Origin of the sequence: Lentilactobacillus rapi DSM 19907 = JCM 15042, from assembly GCF_001436255.1 — a bacterium.
GTDB lineage: Bacteria > Bacillota > Bacilli > Lactobacillales > Lactobacillaceae > Lentilactobacillus > Lentilactobacillus rapi.
Genome location: NZ_AZEI01000049.1, coordinates 100,391 through 117,219, shown reverse-complemented (window position 1 = coordinate 117,219; position 16,829 = coordinate 100,391). Strand labels below are relative to the sequence as shown.

Annotated in this window: 19 protein-coding genes and 1 pseudogene; 6 read left to right on the top strand and 14 right to left on the bottom strand. The window is 41.9% G+C overall.

Annotated features, from left to right (window positions below; translation table 11 throughout):
* Positions 1-849 precede the first annotated feature (849 nt).
* Positions 850-1,176 (top strand): type II toxin-antitoxin system RelE/ParE family toxin, encoded by a 327-nt coding sequence (locus tag FD12_RS06685; protein WP_054748494.1) that lies wholly within the window; start codon positions 850-852, stop codon positions 1,174-1,176.
* Positions 1,166-2,266, top strand: coding sequence for a helix-turn-helix domain-containing protein (locus FD12_RS06680; RefSeq protein ID WP_056982274.1), 1,101 nt, complete (start codon positions 1,166-1,168; stop codon positions 2,264-2,266). Before FD12_RS06685 ends, FD12_RS06680 begins: the two co-directional genes overlap by 11 nt.
* Before the next feature lie 212 nt (positions 2,267-2,478).
* Here FD12_RS06680 and FD12_RS06675 read toward each other — a convergent pair whose 3' ends face one another.
* From FD12_RS06675 to FD12_RS06665, 3 genes are all read right to left on the bottom strand, one after another.
* A complete protein-coding gene (locus tag FD12_RS06675; RefSeq protein ID WP_056982272.1) occupies positions 2,479-2,715 on the bottom strand; it encodes a DUF2922 domain-containing protein in 237 nt (78 codons plus the stop codon).
* A gap of 27 nt (positions 2,716-2,742) precedes the next feature.
* Positions 2,743-3,003 carry a DUF1659 domain-containing protein gene (locus tag FD12_RS06670; RefSeq protein ID WP_054748488.1) on the bottom strand — a complete coding sequence of 87 codons (261 nt, stop codon included), beginning with the start codon at positions 3,001-3,003 and terminating at the stop codon, positions 2,743-2,745.
* 103 nt (positions 3,004-3,106) lie between these two features.
* Complete coding sequence (locus FD12_RS06665; RefSeq protein ID WP_054748486.1) at positions 3,107-3,655, bottom strand: sigma-70 family RNA polymerase sigma factor; 549 nt, start codon at positions 3,653-3,655, stop codon at positions 3,107-3,109.
* A gap of 618 nt (positions 3,656-4,273) precedes the next feature.
* On the opposite strand from FD12_RS06665, the gene FD12_RS06660 reads away from it, so the two are divergent.
* From FD12_RS06660 to FD12_RS14065, 3 genes and pseudogenes are all read left to right on the top strand, one after another.
* Complete coding sequence (locus tag FD12_RS06660; RefSeq protein WP_054748484.1) at positions 4,274-4,903, top strand: leucine-rich repeat protein; 630 nt, start codon at positions 4,274-4,276, stop codon at positions 4,901-4,903.
* Positions 4,849-5,136 (top strand): annotated as a pseudogene (locus FD12_RS14410) (leucine-rich repeat domain-containing protein); the annotation flags it as partial. The gene FD12_RS06660 and the pseudogene FD12_RS14410, both read left to right, overlap by 55 nt.
* Before the next feature lie 102 nt (positions 5,137-5,238).
* The gene (locus tag FD12_RS14065) at positions 5,239-6,105 is read left to right on the top strand and encodes a DUF5776 domain-containing protein (RefSeq protein WP_169790361.1); all 867 of its coding nucleotides are present in this window, start codon (positions 5,239-5,241) and stop codon (positions 6,103-6,105) included.
* A 140-nt stretch (positions 6,106-6,245) separates the two neighbouring features.
* Here FD12_RS14065 and FD12_RS14405 read toward each other — a convergent pair whose 3' ends face one another.
* The 4 genes from FD12_RS14405 to FD12_RS06640 all read right to left on the bottom strand — a co-directional run bounded on the left by FD12_RS14405 (position 6,246) and on the right by FD12_RS06640 (position 8,232).
* The gene (locus FD12_RS14405; protein WP_082622190.1) at positions 6,246-6,422 is read right to left on the bottom strand and encodes a helix-turn-helix transcriptional regulator; all 177 of its coding nucleotides are present in this window, start codon (positions 6,420-6,422) and stop codon (positions 6,246-6,248) included.
* Positions 6,423-6,507: 85 nt separating this feature from the next.
* Positions 6,508-6,702 (bottom strand): hypothetical protein, encoded by a 195-nt coding sequence (locus FD12_RS06650; RefSeq protein ID WP_054748480.1) that lies wholly within the window; start codon positions 6,700-6,702, stop codon positions 6,508-6,510.
* 61 nt (positions 6,703-6,763) lie between these two features.
* Complete coding sequence (locus FD12_RS06645; RefSeq protein WP_054748478.1) at positions 6,764-7,606, bottom strand: nucleotidyl transferase AbiEii/AbiGii toxin family protein; 843 nt, start codon at positions 7,604-7,606, stop codon at positions 6,764-6,766.
* A complete protein-coding gene (locus FD12_RS06640) occupies positions 7,603-8,232 on the bottom strand; it encodes a type IV toxin-antitoxin system AbiEi family antitoxin domain-containing protein (protein ID WP_054748476.1) in 630 nt (209 codons plus the stop codon). The genes FD12_RS06645 and FD12_RS06640 overlap by 4 nt, the downstream gene beginning before the upstream one ends.
* A gap of 157 nt (positions 8,233-8,389) precedes the next feature.
* On the opposite strand from FD12_RS06640, the gene FD12_RS06635 reads away from it, so the two are divergent.
* On the top strand, positions 8,390-8,875 hold the full coding sequence (locus FD12_RS06635; RefSeq protein WP_054748475.1) for a YbaK/EbsC family protein: 486 nt from the start codon (positions 8,390-8,392) through the stop codon (positions 8,873-8,875).
* A gap of 164 nt (positions 8,876-9,039) precedes the next feature.
* Here the strand turns inward: FD12_RS06635 and FD12_RS06630 are convergent, their stop codons facing one another.
* The 7 genes from FD12_RS06630 to FD12_RS06605 form a co-directional block, all read right to left on the bottom strand.
* Positions 9,040-9,315, bottom strand: a complete 276-nt coding sequence (locus tag FD12_RS06630; RefSeq protein ID WP_054748473.1) for a helix-turn-helix domain-containing protein — start codon at positions 9,313-9,315, stop codon at positions 9,040-9,042.
* Complete coding sequence (locus FD12_RS14400) at positions 9,299-9,499, bottom strand: type II toxin-antitoxin system RelE/ParE family toxin (RefSeq protein WP_082622189.1); 201 nt, start codon at positions 9,497-9,499, stop codon at positions 9,299-9,301. Before FD12_RS14400 ends, FD12_RS06630 begins: the two co-directional genes overlap by 17 nt.
* Before the next feature lie 378 nt (positions 9,500-9,877).
* Positions 9,878-10,216: a type II toxin-antitoxin system RelB/DinJ family antitoxin gene (locus FD12_RS06625; protein ID WP_162258724.1), complete on the bottom strand. Its 339-nt coding sequence runs from the start codon at positions 10,214-10,216 to the stop codon at positions 9,878-9,880.
* Between the two features lie 107 nt (positions 10,217-10,323).
* Complete coding sequence (locus FD12_RS06620) at positions 10,324-11,985, bottom strand: DUF5776 domain-containing protein (RefSeq protein WP_056982271.1); 1,662 nt, start codon at positions 11,983-11,985, stop codon at positions 10,324-10,326.
* Between the two features lie 22 nt (positions 11,986-12,007).
* Complete coding sequence (locus FD12_RS06615) at positions 12,008-13,687, bottom strand: DUF5776 domain-containing protein (protein ID WP_054748466.1); 1,680 nt, start codon at positions 13,685-13,687, stop codon at positions 12,008-12,010.
* A gap of 221 nt (positions 13,688-13,908) precedes the next feature.
* Positions 13,909-16,071 carry a DUF5776 domain-containing protein gene (locus FD12_RS06610; protein WP_162258723.1) on the bottom strand — a complete coding sequence of 721 codons (2,163 nt, stop codon included), beginning with the start codon at positions 16,069-16,071 and terminating at the stop codon, positions 13,909-13,911.
* Between the two features lie 419 nt (positions 16,072-16,490).
* Positions 16,491-16,793: a helix-turn-helix domain-containing protein gene (locus tag FD12_RS06605; protein ID WP_056982269.1), complete on the bottom strand. Its 303-nt coding sequence runs from the start codon at positions 16,791-16,793 to the stop codon at positions 16,491-16,493.
* Between the last annotated feature and the right edge of the window lie 36 nt (positions 16,794-16,829).

Below are 16,829 nucleotides of genomic sequence, written 5' to 3'. Positions count from 1 at the left end.
AGAACCTGCGACAGCGACGAAGCCTAAAGCAGCTAAGCCTACAAATAATGATTTCTTCAAGCTTGATTTCATTATCTTGTCTCCTCCAATATAATATGATTTGTAGTTCACTAGGTATATGTAAACTGCACTTGTTATTCTACCTTAACCAGATCGAAATGACAAGTCCAATTTGTACCCAATCAACTCTACGTTTATTATTGTATCGCCTAATATCTTCAATCGCAAGGCAAATGCTTTTTATTTATGTGTTTGTTATATCTGAAACATAGTTGTAATAGAAGGCTCCCCAGCCTTAACTATTTCCTTTATACCTTACGAACTGTAAGGGCTCGGGGAATATTGCGATTGATACATTGTGTGCAAAGTAGTTGTGTTGGGGGCCGTTATCGTTAATTTGAGGTCCAAAATTCCAATTTAATTTGCCTTTGGCAACTTAAAAGAAAAAAAGCTGAACGACAAATTGACGCATTTTGCCATAAAATTCGGTTAAATTTCATGGAATTTGATCAAGTTATAATTTGATCAAGTTATGCCGCCTAACTATCCCAATAGCTCCTAATATACACTCATTATATCCGAGATAATAGGCCATCCCTTCCACTTGACGTATTTTCCCAATGTTTTAACCAAAAGAATCTAATTTCTATGTTCTTTGTTTATTCATCCGTGATAAAGATATGATGAAGCAATGGCTTTTTTTAATTGTTTAAACGTCTTCCTTGGTATCTAATTTTGTCAACTGAGTTATTTGGTCCTTAGAAAAGGAATCAAAATTATATGGACAACAACTCTTGTATAGTATAATATGATTAGGAAATAAAATTAACCCGAAAGGTTAAAAATATTGTGAAAATTTATTCTACAACTAAGTTGCTCAAAATACTCCGTTCAAAAGAATTGATGAATAAACGATTCGGTTCAAAACGAGGAACGCTCATTCAACGTCGAATAACCGAATTTAAAGCGGCTGACACCTTAGAAGACATCAAGCATTTACCACCACAACGACTCCACAAGCTTACCGGAAATCGTGCAAACGAATTTGCTGTTAATGTTAATGAGAATTATAGAATTGTTTTTTACGCTTTGGATGTCAATGATGAAATAACAGTAAACAAACATAAAGCTGTTTCAGTCTACATAAAGGAGGTAGTTGATTATCATGAAGCTTGAATTGAATGAAGTCAACCCCGATTACATCTCTGCTCCTGGTGACACGTTAAAGGAAGTGATTACCAGTAAAGGCTTAACTCAAAATGAAGTTGCTGCGCGCTTGGGAACATCACCGAAGAATCTATCTGGACTTATCAACAATAAAGTGGCCATTACACCAGCAATGGCGGTTAAATTAGAATATGTATTAGGCGTTCCTGCAACCTTCTGGAATAATTTAATGAAGAACTATCAGGAATTCACTGAGAATCATAAGCAAGATAAGCGTAATCTTGATCAAACAGAATGGTTAAGGAACTTTGATTACGCAGATTTAGCAAAGAAAAATTTTGTTCCCAAAACTCGAAAAGCTTCTGAGAAGGTCAAATTTCTATTAAAGTTCTTTGGTTACTCTGACTTTGAATTTATGCAAAAAGATTTATCTAAAGACAGTATCTTAGCTGGAGCTTACCGCCTAACCACGAAGCAAGGCCCAATCAATACATGGTCACTAACAGCTTGGATTCAAGAAGGCGATATCCAAGCGGCTACCATTCAAACTCAAGATTTTTCCAAGACAAGGCTAAAGAGGGCTATTCCAGAAATCCGTTCACTAGTTAGTGATGACGATCCGAAAATGTTTTTACCTATTCTAAAAAAGCAGTTAGCAAATTCAGGGGTGGCATTAGTCTTTGTTCCAGAGGTTAAGGGCTGTCGGGTTAGTGGTGTAACCAGATGGAAAAACCATAAAAAGGTAATCGTTGAATTAAGCCTTAGATATAAATCAAACGACCAGCTATGGTTCACTTTATTCCATGAGCTCGCTCACCTATTGCTTCACGAACAAGCTGGATTCTTTATCTCAGCCGACTCTTACGAAAAAGATGAACGAGAGAAGCAAGCCGATCATTGGGCAGCCAATACGCTTATTCCTGACAAAGATTGGCGTTCCTTTGCTGCTAAACAGCATTTCAGTAAGCCAGATATCATTGATTTTGCCAAGCAGGTTGATATTCACCCAGGAATTGTTGTCGGTCGACTTCAGAAAGAAGAATTCATCCCATACAACAGATTCAATGATCTTAAAATTCGCTATGATTGGAAAAATTAGTTCTCTTTAATATTGATGGTTGAAAGTCGGGATAAATTGGGTGTCAATCCAGTTTATCCCGACTTTTCTTCATCCTTATATATCCGAAAAAATAGGCCATCCCTTCCACTTTCACCTGGAATTGATGGCCTATTTTCCGAGCGGGTTGCCCCGCCCTACCGTTTATTGATTGACGACTGTTGCGAATGATTGATGACGACTAAATTGTGTGACTACTTCTTGGCTGACTCACGATTATCAAACAGCGGATCAATTGTTGTGCTGCGATACTGAGCGGCTACTGGAGTGGCATAGAGGTTAATGCCATCCTTTTGAAACATGTTAAGCGCGGCGATTTGTTGCATTTGTTCTTGGACCTTGACGTTGTCGAGAGAGTCGCTTGCGTAGTTGATGGTCATCGTTTTAACCTTGTCATCTGATGACTTGAATACTAATTCTAATTTTCGCATAAATAGTTCCTCCTAGTTAATTAAGAATTACGCTTGGGGTGCTGCTGGGGCGGCTGGTGTCGTTGGCGCAGTGGCTGGTTCTTCATCGATATCAACGTGATCAGTTGACGTAATTGAGGCATCGGTAATATCGCCAACGATTAATGATTCAAGGATTTTGCCGAAGGTGCCCACAATCTCTGGCTTCACATCTTGAGCAACATTGCTAAAAGAATGCTTAACGCCTTTCTTGTGATCCTCATTAACCAACGTATAACTAACACTTGATTTCATCCAATCTTTTTGCATATTCTCTTTCTCCCTTAGTCTGATTACTTGTAAGCCGGTTGGCCAACCCTTACATATACTACTAACAATTTGAGCGGCCAAAAGTGTTACCCATTTTCTAAAATTAATTCAATTTATTTTTCAACTTGTCATGAACCCCTTGCCGCCAGCGGTATACCGTCTTTCTGGAAACGTGGCAATGCTTGGCAATCTCACTCACGTTAAAGCCATAATCAAGCCTCAGTGTGTAATATTGTAATTCGTTGGGGTTCAGTAGTCGCTTAAAATCATTGGCTAATGCATTAATTTCAAGCGTTTCAGTGGTTACTGTGCGATCAGGCATCTCTAACAAAGGGTCGCCATCATCAGAAGCAGGTTCGATATGGTCTAAGGGGGTCAGTTGTTTGTGCAGATAATTGATCAGGGTCCAATACACCCCTTGGTTGATGTACGCCAGATACTCCTTGGTACTCTTATCCATCCCCTTGGCCTGCACGTACTTCTCGGTGAAGGCAATCATCCCCTCCTGCACCATATCCTCGTAGAACGGGTTCTGCTTGGAAATGTGCAGCTTCTTGAGCGCGCCAAAGACGACTTTGACGTGATCACCAGTTTGTAGGAATTCAAATGCCTCACGAGTGAGGTCGCGAGTTGCTTGTTTGTCGTTGTTCATTTCTCAGATCTCCAATGTCATTTTTTGATCCAAGGGCCCTTTTCACAAGAAACCATTATAGATAGAAGTAATTGGGGCAACAACGAATGATTTATGGCGGCAGAAAGCGGTGTGGTTGTGGGATTGGTAGCGATTTTGTTAAGGTGACATTGGTGGTGTTTTGGAATTTGGGGGAGAAATGATGGGTGGGTGGCGTATGGCACCGATTTTGAATACTTTCTGAAGGTAAAAAAATACCGCCAGCAATTTGCTGACGGATCAAAGTTTAATTTAGAGTAGGGTCAAAAAGCGTCTTCAACCGCGACTAGTGAACAGATATCAGGCCTCTGGCGGGCAACATGGCTACTCTCTACCATGTCTAGGCAAAGAAAACTCCCTTTGCTAACAACATTAGCCTACATGAACTAAGCCCTCATTTCAAGAAAAATAGATCTCAAACAGTTTATGTATTCCCAGCTTGATTATTATCTCATGCCCAACAAATCATCTTTATGTCAGAATATATGAACCCCACCCGAAACCTTTGTGAAGAATCATAGAATCAGCCTGATTGCGCCCACCGTTCTGATATAATTTAGTTATCGATTAGATAGGATAATAATTATGGAGGACGACAATATGAAACCAATCAGCTTATACTGTGCAAGTGCAATGGCTGCCCTCTTGTTGCTGGGCGTGAACAATTGTACGAATGCGAGCGCCAAGAGTGATACTAGTGTGACGAATTCGAAGGTTGTTTCGGACGGGGGTCAGATGGAGACTGGGGTTAAATGGTCGGAAGAGGATTTTCAAACGTCAACCTCTGCTGATGGTGAAGTTACCATTCTTGGTCTTAAAGAAGGTGTCGATAAAAGAGTGGATATGAAGATTCCAGAGAGGATTGGAGGAAACGTAGTTACGGAAATTGACCAAAATGCGTTCAATGGGGTACGCTTGTCTGGATCAGTACAGATTCCAGAAACTGTACAGTCCATTGGAGATTTCTCGTTCAGTAACAATCAAATTTCTAGCCTCGACTTACCGTTGAACGGAAAGCTGACATCAATTGGTAACACTGCATTCTCCAATAATCATTTATCAGGAGAGCTGGTTATTCCCAATAAGCTAAAACTATCTCTGATAGCGCATTCGGATTTAATCAACTCAGTTCAATTACGATCAGCTCTGACAGTCAGCTTAAATCTATTGGTAACATGGCATTTTATGGCAACAATTTATCAGGCAAACTTGTTATTCCTGACAAACTAAAGACTATATCTAATGAAGCGTTCTATGATAATCAACTCAGTTCAATTACGATCAGCTCTGACAGTCAGCTTGAATCTATTGGTAGCTTAGCATTTTATGACAACGATCTGACTGGAGATCTTGTATTTCCTTCCACACTCAATTTAATAGGTTCATCTGCATTTGCTATCAATAATATTAAGAATGTCCACCTAACTGCAGGAGGAACTAGCGTTAATGATTATGCATTTGCAGATAATAACATCACGAATATACAGATAGATAACACTGGGGGAATAGAACTTGGCTGGGGGATATTTGACGCTCAACAAGCCGAAACAGATGTACCATACTCCATGCAAATACCCTTGAAAAAGATTCAACCCACAATAACAATCAATAATGATGACGGTCAGACAACCACAGTTGACAAATTTGATATTAAAAACACTTCAGGTGCAACTTACGATAACAGCATATTTACTGACTTCGCACCAAATAGCAAATTCTCATATTTTCTAATGCCTACCACAAATTCATCAGATACTATGCTGGTCAATATCGTGGACCAATTAGGTTACACTCTAGCTCAGACAATCAACGTAGGCGACGTAGACGCAACCCCGCCTCCTGGAACTGGTGGTGGTAACGGCAATAATGGGAATGGCGAAAGTGGTACTGATAACAGCAACTCCGGTAATCAGAATCCTAGTCAGGAGCTCCCAACCACTCCTGACAATTCCAGCACCACCCCAATTTCTCAACCAGAAGCCGAAGTCACCGTTAAGCCAGTTTCTAAGCGCATCCCTGCCTACGTCTACAACAAGCGCACAATCCGCCTTCACCGCAATGCTAATTTAACCTCACCAGTGAAGACGTATCGCCAGACTGCTCGCCGGCACGCCAAGACGTTCAAGATTATTGGCACCGCCAAATCAACCAATGGCGCCTTACGTTATCGGGTTAAGGGCGGCTACATCACTGCCAGCAAGAAGCATGTGGCCAACTTGTACTACCAGAGCCACACGACGCGAATTCGGGTGATTGCCGATAAGGGCATTAACCAGTACAAGGACGCCAAGTTAGCCAAGCGGGCCGGCCACGTCAAACGCGGTAAGGTTCTTCGAGTTAAGAAGTTGGCTAAAGTTGGCAACGTCACTCGCTATCAGTTGACCAACGGAAACTACATTACCGGCAATAAGACGATGGTGATGTGGCGGTAACGAGATTGTTGTGAATTAATTACTGAAGCATAATTCAATTAAAAATCGGGCTATATTTCCGAAGACTTTCTTCGTTAATATAGCCCGATTTATTGATTGTGCGATTTTGTTATTTACTTTTTCGATTACCTAGTTGCTTCTCAGCGGATCATAATTGGTTTCACCACATACGGCTCACCAAAGACACTCATCGCCCGCTGCAGCAAGTTTAGGTTGGCGTTTTGCTGACCATTTTCAATTTTCGCTAGCTGACCTTGAGTAATGCCGATTCTTTTTGCCAGCTCTTGTTGAGTTAGATGGTGGTTTTGCCGTTCCATGCGAATGGTATAGGCGGCGTCAGCTTCTGCAGGCAGGGTAATAGCCTCATTTAGAGGCTGATTGTTCCGGCCGGCAATAATCAGATCAGCAATTTCGTTTTCGGCCAGTTTTACGACCTAGAGATTTGATAATGAGGTCAACATCTTTGATATCCACAACGTCAAATAGCATTTGGCCTATTCCTTTTGAGGTTCTTCGATATTCTTTTGAATCCACAGAATACGATGAGATGATTCGGTTTAAATCATTGAGTTTGTTTAGGACTTGTTCTTTGGTCATCCAGAACTCCTCTTCTGGTAAATTCATTGATGTTCACAGTAGTCATTACAACGACTCGTCATTAGTCGCCAAGTAAAGTAAACCATTCAGTGCAAATGCTGATAACTTCATCGAAAGAAATGTCCTTAGCAAATTGATTCGTATTGGTATATTGTTGCCAATATTTCTTGATAGTAACATTATCATGAATATCAGTCATAATTTCTTGCCAGTGATCCCACTCTGATGAAGAATGACGTTCTGAGATCACCTCATTCCATGCTATTTTAAAAATCCGAAAGTCAATTAACTCATCTTTTGAAAGAATAAAAATATCATAGTAATCTTTCATTCTAGTATTAAACACTGTTCTAACTAGCAATGTCTGTAATTTCTCTGCAAGTATTCGTTCAGGCCTATAAATCAATATAGGTATCATATTCTTACTAAGTAACGGCCGATATGCATACTCAATCTCCTCAGGAATAAGTCGTTCACCTGTTGCAACGTCTAAGTGAAACGTATCCTGAATTTTGCCAAGGGTTGCGTTAATTCGAATACGTTGGCCGGCATAGTCCTTACTGTCTTGAATTTCATGAACGTCCTTCAACTGATAAGATACACCTTCATACTTACGTCCAGAAATAATCTCGTTGATAATTTTAGTTAAATTACTGGGATTCAAATCAAGCCCCCGGATTAAAGTATCTACATCAACAGTTGTCCGCTCATGAACACCAGTAATAGCCGACAGAACCATACCACCCTTCCAAATGAATCGATTCTGATACTTTGAATCCGATAATAATGTTAAAAAGCCATCAATGAAATACTTTCTCAGCAAGATTGTCATATCAACACCCGTTTGTTGGCGAGCACTTTTTAACTTATCTCGTAAGCGATCAATTTGTTGATCGTCGTTCATAACACTACCCCCACTATCTCTTGCACTTTTTCAGCCGCATTTAGCCTCCTCGCAACTGACATTAGTTTGCTTAAATTTCGTTGTGGTGACTTAAGATATCCTTGTAGCCCCTGTTTAAAGATTTCTTTGTCAGAATGTGTTTGTTTGATCATCTCCACCAATACCCTTTCTGGACTATATATTTTAATTGTCCGCTGAGTATTAGGCACCGTTATTCTCTCAACATCTGTGCTCAGGTGCGGCTCTCGAACCTGACGAAATTGAACATTCTTCGTCCAGTCTGGATAACGCTTTTCGGGGACCTGATATCCCATCCGAACGGCCAATTCAACTGTATACGGAAACGAATCACTTAATTGCCACAGATAAAGTGCCGTGTTACCGTAGTATATACCTTGGCCCAGAACTAGTTGACGAATCAGAAAGTCATTAATCGGAAACTTCTTGGTAGTAAATATCCGTTGATCAATACTTTTCAGGATCCCCGCTTCAACCATTTCTGAGGCAAGAAGACGCTCACTATTAGATAATTCTGAAGCAACGAGTAAGTTATCGCGTCTCAAGTTATTCTCTAGTTTTTGTAATCGCTCTTGTTTGCCTTTGAAAAATTCTTCAATATTTGCCACGTCGATCACCTCTGCTGTATTGTATCATAATTTGCGGAAAATGTAATCATTTTTATAATTCAATTACATTTTATAATAATGTAATTGAATTATAAAAATAATTACACGATTCCGTTCTCAATGTATGCTTATCCTAAACTCGATTGGAGTAACCCCCATGCAACCAGCCACCGAACAAGAAGCATTAGCCTTACTGGCCAAGCTGAATATCAAATACAAACGGGTCGACCACCCCGCCATTTGGACGATGAATGATCCCAACGCACCCCAGGGATTGCCGGAAGTGAAGAATTTGCTGCTGAAACAGAAGAAACGCGACCAATTTTATCTGTATCTCACGGTTAATCAGCCGGTTGATTTCAAGTCCTTAGCCGATCAACTTGGCATTGCCCACAGCAGGCTCACGTTTGCCTCTGAGAGCGATTTAGAGCGCTTACTAGGCGTTATCTCGGGAATGGTCACACCGCTGGCTCTGATGCATGACACCAAGCATGAGGTGCAAGTCTTGCTGAACAAGCAGTTGCAAACCATGCCGGCCATTTCTGCTCATCCAAATACGAATACGGCGACTATTTTGTTGGCGTATGGGGATTTATTGAAGGTACTGCAGGCTATGGACCATGAACCACTGATAATTGAATGACATTACTATGGGGTAAAAAAAAGGCGGGCAGCTTCAGTCCGTCTTTTGGGGCTTCTATTTGATTGAACTTAAACTTGCGATTAGCCATTCTAAAATCATTGACCGAAGAACCTGATGTATAAGCGATAACGCCATCCTTTAGTCATAATCAGTTGGAATTGTAATTACTTAAATGTAAGTACTAGCTTCTTATTATCAACCGCGCCAATTTTAGCAAGATTCTTAATTGTAATGTTTCCTTGGCCACTTTCCCAACGAGCAATCGTAGACTGTGGAACACCTATTTTGTCGGCCAGTTGTTGCTGAGTCAGCCCCAGGCCCTTTCGAAAATCCATAATTAAGGCCGCATAATCAAGCTGTTCACTGTAATATTCAACTCTTTCTTTGAAGCCTGGCCTTTCTTTCTCTAATTGCTGAATTAATTTATCGGTTTCGGTCATGATAGTTTCTCCTCCTTGAGCGGGCTTTTCTAATCTCAATTAACAGTGTCTTCTGAGATTTTTTGATGAACGAATTGGTAATTATATAGCGATCACCAATTTCCTTAAAATAAATGGATCGACTAATACCATGGGAAAGTGATACCCGGATCTCAAATAAGCCAGGTTCTATTTTCTTAATCATCTTATACTCTGCCGCAACACGACTGCATCGTCCACTGATAATTTACTCAAAAACTTATGGAACTCCCTAATATCATAATAGGAGAATTTCATGTTATCTCTTTTGGATAGATATATTATATATGCGATAATGGTAAGAATCAATTCAATGCATTACAAAAGTTATCAAATCCTTTAAGCTCCTTTCAGATCTATTCATAAATATAAATACGTCATTTCTATCAAAAATATGCCGTCAAAAAAGGCCAATGACACGAGGGGTCTTTATGTCATCAGCCTGCTATCTATTTTCATGATTTTATTTCTATTCCTTTATCCAACTATTATTGTAATCGGTTTCGTTGGGGTGGCAAGAAAAGTGATTAAGCAATTCAGATACCTATTTTGTCTTATCCTTGAGCGCATCATCCAGCAGATCATCTGCATTATCAAAAGTCTTGCTAACCCGTTCTGCCTTCTCGTCATCCATTGATTTCTTTAGTTCGCTTTGGCCGGTTGGAACAAACGGCAATTCATCTGTTTTGATAATCTGAACTAAAAACATATTGATTGCGGTCGCCAAATCGATCCCCATGCCGGCAGCCACTTTTGCTGCTTGTGCTTTAACTGTCTTATCCAGTCTGATTGTGAGTGTGGTGTCCTTTGTCATTCTGATCGCCTCCACCCACATATTATCATATTGTGGTGCAACGTCATACAATTCCGCATTGTTTTTCACTGTGCCATCTCCTTTTACCTTATAAATATTAAATACGAAAATGTGGCTGTCTTTTTCCCGACAACGTAAAAAAGCCAAGGCCACCGCCCCAGCTTTCATTTCATCTATTAATAGTTTCCTTGGATCACTAACTTCTTATTGGTAGTCACAAAATTGCCATTGGTCAATTGATAACGAGTGGTCAAGTTGTGCTTAACCAACTTCTTCACCTTCAACTGCGTGCCAGTCCTATAGTGCTTCACTTTCTTGGTAAGATTTGCCTTTTGGTAAGCATTGACACCCTTCTTGGCAATCACCGTAACCCGTTTGTTCTTCGGCATGGTTGAATAATAAACCTTCACAACAAATTTTCGATTAGCGGTGATGTAACCAGTTTTGCCCACCGTTTTACTCTTGTGGTTCACGTCACGAACTTTGTACCGTAACGCGCCACCTTTAGAACGGGCATAATCGGTCACCACAAACATCGGGCGATTGATCCGCTTGGTCTTCGGATAGTTGGCAATCCGTTGAGACTTTTTGAAGGTGGCATTCTTGTACATGTAAATGTGGTTGACTGCGTATACCGCCGCACCTTCTTTAGCCGCGTAATTTGGCACCTTGGCAGGTTGCTTGGCCGTTTCAGTAGTTGGTGCCGTCACTTCTGGCGTTGGTTTCACCGGATTGGTGGTTGTCTGATTCCCATCGGTGTTGGATCCGCCGCCGGGAGTTGGCCCTGGATTAGGTGGCGTCACCACTTTTTTGTATTTGAAAGTGAGCGTCTTATCTTCTGTGAGCCTCCCCGTTAACTGATCATCACCAATCAGCGTGTAACCATCAATTTCTGGCGCCTTTTCAATGTACTCATCACCATTGTTCAAGTCTTTCTTCTGGGCTGGATGACCAGAAATCGAATCACCCGCCTCATCAACATACTCAATGGTTAGCGTATTTTTGATTTTTTCATAGATAAACGTAACTGTGGACCCATTGTCCCATTTCTGCTTAGGCCCCTTGGCAAAACCATTCATATAAGCAGGTTGGAGAATGGATTCCCACAGTAGATCGTCCACATTGGTTTTCATGTGAGCAAAAATTTTAGAATTTGAATACACGTAGGTCCCATATGGTTTCGGATTTCTTACAACCGCAGCAGTATAGCGATAGTTGCCAATGTCGTCCTCAAAGATGCCATTCAAACTCGGTACATTTGCAAAATCATATTTGAGTGGCTCCCGCATTGGGTTGCCGTCAACATCCGTAAAGAAGAATTTCACTTTACCAGCTTCCCGCTGAAGCGCGTCGTCGGTCAACGTGATCTGGGCAGGCTTCTTAGATTGGGCATCCCGATAGGCAAAGTACAGGTTAACGGTCTTGTTAGCGGGATTTCGTTGAGGATTGGAGACGTTGATTGCTTTTAACTTGTCAGCGATCGGCTTGGAACCCTTCACTAAATCATTGTAGTACATCACCTGCTGACCGGATTTATTATCCGTATGGTAGCCATACAAATTGTAGCGACCATCATCCAAGCTCGTGGGTATAATCTCGCTCACGTCTAAACTTGAAGCGTGTGGATCCTTGTCATCAACAATCGTCTTCTGATTAAACGGTGCCTCAATCGGGTTGCCATAGATGTCGATTGCATTTAATACATAAGTTACAGGATCTGTGGCCGCCCGGGCAGCCGGTGAATGCGTCATTAATCCCCCAAAAGCAATTGTGGCAATAACCGCCACGACTAATCGAACGGTGCGAACAAGTCCAAAACGCATCATCTGGTTGGCCATTATAGTTTCCCCCTTATTTAGTTTAGTAGTTTCCCTGAATGATTAATTTCTTATTCGCGGTCACGTAGTTGCCATTGGTTAACTGATACCGAGTGGTCAAGTTGTGCTTAACCAACTTCTTCACTTTCAACTGTGTGCCAGTCTTATAGTGTTTCACTTTCTTAGTTAAATTAGCATTCTTATAAGCATTGACACCCTTCTTAGCAATCACTGTAACCTGCTTGTTCTTCGGCATGGTTGAATAATACACTCTCACAACAAATTTTCGATTGGCGGTGATGTAGCCAGTCTTGCCTACCGTTTTGCTCTTATGGTTGACGTCACGAACTTCGTATCTTAACGCGCCACCATTAGAACGAGCGTAATCAGTCACCACAAACATCGGCCGATTGATTCGTTTGGCTTTCGGATAGTTGGCAATCCGTTGAGACTTCTTGAAGGTGGCATTCTTGTACATGTAAATGTGGTTGACTGCGTAGACGGCCGCACCTTCTTTAGCCGCATAATTTGGCACCTTGGCGGGTTGCTCGGCCGTTTCAGTAGTTGGTGCCGTTACTTCTGGCGTTGGTTTCACTGGATTTGTGGGTGTCTGATTTCCGTTGGTATTGGAATCGCCACCCGGAGTTGGCCCTGGATTAGGTGGGGTCACCGTCTTTTTGTATTTGAAGGTGATCGTGGCATCATTGGTCAGTTTGCCAGTAATCGTCTTGTCACCAGTAACAGTGTATCCCGCAATCTCAGGAGCTTCTTCGGTATACGCACCGACATTCACCTGCTTCGTTTGCGCTGGATGGCCAGCAATTGGTTTGCCATTCTCATCAACGTATTCAATCGTCAGATTATATTGAACCGGTCCAAGTGGTTCGAAGACAAAGGTCATTGTGGAGCCTTCTTCAAACTCACCAACTGCCACGCCGTAAATATAGTCCACCTGCAGGATACTCTGCTGCACAATATCTGAAACGTTCGCCATCATATTGGCAAATACTTTTTGGTTAGAGTAAATGTAAGTTCCCCCACCATCAGCATAACGAGCCACCACAGCCCTGTAGTAGTAACGATAAGTGCCTTCCTTATTTGTCATATTCATTTTAAACCGAGGCTTGAGTCGTTCGTATGGCGGCTTACCTGTATAGACGATTGGATCAAGAATCTCGTTACCATTCACATCGGTAAAAAAGAGTTTCACCTTTCCCGGTTCACGTTTCTGAGCTTCGTCAGGAATCGTGATCTGCGCTGGTTCCTTTGACTGCGTGTCCCGATACACAAAATAAGTGTTAATGACTTCAGCGGTGGAATTGCTTTGACGACCGTATACTTCGATAGCCTTCAGTCGACTCTCTGTCCAATCCGGATGACGAACAAAATCATTATAATCCATCATCTGCTGGCGATCCTTGTCATCCCCGTAATACCCTGACAAGACGTAGCGTCCCTCAGCTAATGTCCTGGTAACAAACGGCGTTACATCCACATCAGCTTTCTTCAAGTTTGTATCCACCATTTCTTTACCATTAAATGGCGCCTCAATCGGATTGCCATAAATATCAATGGCATGCAAAATGTATGTCACTTTGTCCGGCCCCGCTGCCCGAACAGTGGTCGAATTCATCAATAATCCCCCAAAAATAGTAGCCGCAATAACTGCCACTACTAATCGAACGGTTCGCGCCAAGTTAGAAAACATCCTCTGATTGGCCATTTCGATTCCCCCTTATTAAATTCATGGCAACAATTACTACTATATATATTATCAGAACGATAGGTAAAACGGTATTATTATGCTCATTAGTTATCAAAGAATGAGTAAATTACTCATAATTGGTTGTCCGGGTTGATTAATTTATCCAGCTGTTAGATTTTGCTGATAATAAAACAGCCTACCGATTTGCCGATAGACTGTCATAACACTTTATTTTGGTTCTATTTAATAACCGTTACATACTTCTCATTAGCCGTCACATAACCGCCAGCCACCTGATAACGTTTGGCGCCGAAAGTTTGTAACGAGAATTGGTGGGAATATTCCCACTTTTTAACTTTCAGAATGGTTCCTTTTTTGATCTTGCCGATTCGTTTGCCAAAGTTGGCGTTGTGATAGCGGTAAATGGTCCGCTTGGTTTTAATCTGTTTTGGCTGTTTCTGGTTACCCGCAATGACCAGCTTGCGGTTACCAGTAATGTAGTCGCCGTTACTCAAGACATAGCGAGTAGTTAGGTTATGTTTGACGAACCCTTTCACCTTGAGTTGCGTGCCCTGCTTGTAATTCTTAACCTTACCAGTCCAATTTTGCTTTCGATAAGCATTCACACCGCGAGGATTAATCACCGTCAGAGTTTGATGCGAACTGTGATAATAAACGGGGCGGACATAGTGCCAGCTTGCTGTGATATACCCCTTCATGCCGTCGGTCTTACTGTGATGATTGACATCCCGAACAACGTATCGCAAGTGACCGTTCTTAGATTTAGCATAATTGGTCACAACAAACATGGGCCGATTGATCCGCGGCTTCTTGGCGTAACTCGCAAGCCGCTGCTGATGGTTGAAATCTTTGTTCTTGTAGAGATAAATCTTCTTCAAGGTGTAAACGGCCTCACCCTTCTTCGTAATTGTACCTGGCTGCTCGACCGTAGTAACCGGATGAGGGGTCGGTTGCGGCGTTGGACCCGGGGTTGGCGTTGGCCCTGGTTGCGGTGTCGGATTTGGTGTTGGTGGCGTTACCCGGTTCTTTACAACCACCTTTGTCGTCCCTGACTTGGTACCATTTGTATAGATCACGTTAAACGTTCCGGGTTGGCTGGTATCCACTCGATCACCACTTACCGTAATCGCCTTAAAGGCAACCGGATCTCCCCAGTAATCGGTAGCGGAAACGAAGCCCAACTCTGGATTCCATTTATCGCCAACAAATAAATCGATTTCAGGCTGAACCTTGATTGAGGTCAGATCACCGGTGGCTTGCTGCTGCCAAACGTAAGTCTCTGATTCGGCTGGTCGGGCCGTCACTAACTCGTCGGAAGAGTAAAAGTTACGTTTGCCGCGGGGGTTATTGTCAGTCCCACCAGCCAAAGCAACCCAAAACGGATCGCTGTTAATGAGGCTGGTTCCAGGAATTGGCTTGTCATTTCCCGGAACGGCTGGTAATTCAACGCTGGCTGCTAATTTGAAGTTGGCCCCCAGGCTCAACCGCCAGAGTTTGTAATCTTCATAGAACATTTTGCTCAACGCATCGGGATCAGTGGCCGCTGGATTACTAAAAGATGAAATATCCAATTTTTCGAGATTACTCATCCCGCCGAACGAATCGCTAAAATCAGTGACTTTGGCTGTATTCCATTTGGATAAATTCAAGTTAGTTAAACTACTGCAGCCAAAGAACATAGCACTCATGTTGGTGAGGCTACTCGTGTTGAGGCTTTCGACGCCCTTAATCTCTTTCAACAATGGATCGGATAAAAACATAAAGGCCGTATCTTGAACTTTGAAAGTATCCCAACCTGATAAGTCAACTGAAGTTAAGGCTGAATCACCATAAAATAATTGATTCATATCCGTGACCTTGCCAGTATTAAAGTGATTGAGACCCTTAATTTCTGACAGTTTCGCGCACCCAGAAAACATCGCATTCATATCCGTTACGTTATCCGTCTTTAAGTCACTAACATCTATCGAAGTTAAGTCGTTATTAAAGAAGAACATCCGCCGCATGGAGGTGGTGTAGGATGTGTTTAAATTCCCTAAACCACTAATCTCCTTACAACCCTTGATGGACGCAAACAGCATCATCGAATCCTCTGGTGCCATGACCCCTGGCTTGATAACGACTTTACTAATGCTATCAGTACTAACTGGCAAGCCTGAACCGACATTATCATTATCAGGGCGCTGGATGTCATTTCCTAAGATGTTCCCACGCTCTGAAGGTTCAACCGTCAGCGTGTTGGCATCGGACTGAGGATTATTCGGATCATAGTCAAAAGTCCATTTACACTGATCCCACCAGCCCGTCTCGGTTTCCATGGCTTGGGCGGATGGGGCTAACTGGGTGGTTAAATTCGGATTTGAAATTTGATCATCAGCCATAGCTGCCTGTCCACTGCTGGTGGTCGTCCCGAAAGACAAAGTACTCACAATTACGAGTCCGAAACATAAAATAAACTGATTAACTGGCATTCTTCCCCTAAAATTCATATCCATCAATCCCCCTACTCTCTGGTATTCGTTACACAATCTCATGATAATTTTGCCAAACATTTCCCCAAATGCTTAGCAAATTCTGCGCTTCAGCAATGCTGTAGTCGTTTACTAATACTTAATCCAGAATACTGTTCTATTAACCATTCCAAATAAACAATCAATTGTTGCTATGTGACCAATCAAATTATATTGATAATTTTAAAGGAAGTCCACGGATTTGAACTATTTTGTAATCGGTTGCATAAACAAAAACGCCCACTCAACTAAGCGGACGTTTCCTGAGTGTTTATTCAATTTTTGCGGAATTAAGACAATACTAACTTAACCTTTTTATCCAGCGCGTTTGCAATTTTTGTAAGGGTTTCAATACTAGTATTATTTCCCTTCTCAATTCGAGAAATCGTGCTTTTGGGGACACCAGATTTATCTGCAAGCCCTTGCTGACTTAGACCGGCAGATTCACGAGCTTCCAAAACCGCAGCAGCACTAGCCAGTTTGTTTTTTTCAGCATTTACACCATTACGATAACTGGAATCCTTCATCATTTCGGCAAAAAATGAATCCATGTCGTCAGTCACGTCATGAGTGTATTTTTCTAAATCTTTCATTGGCTTTCCTCCATGTAGTTCTATAAGAGTTTCTTT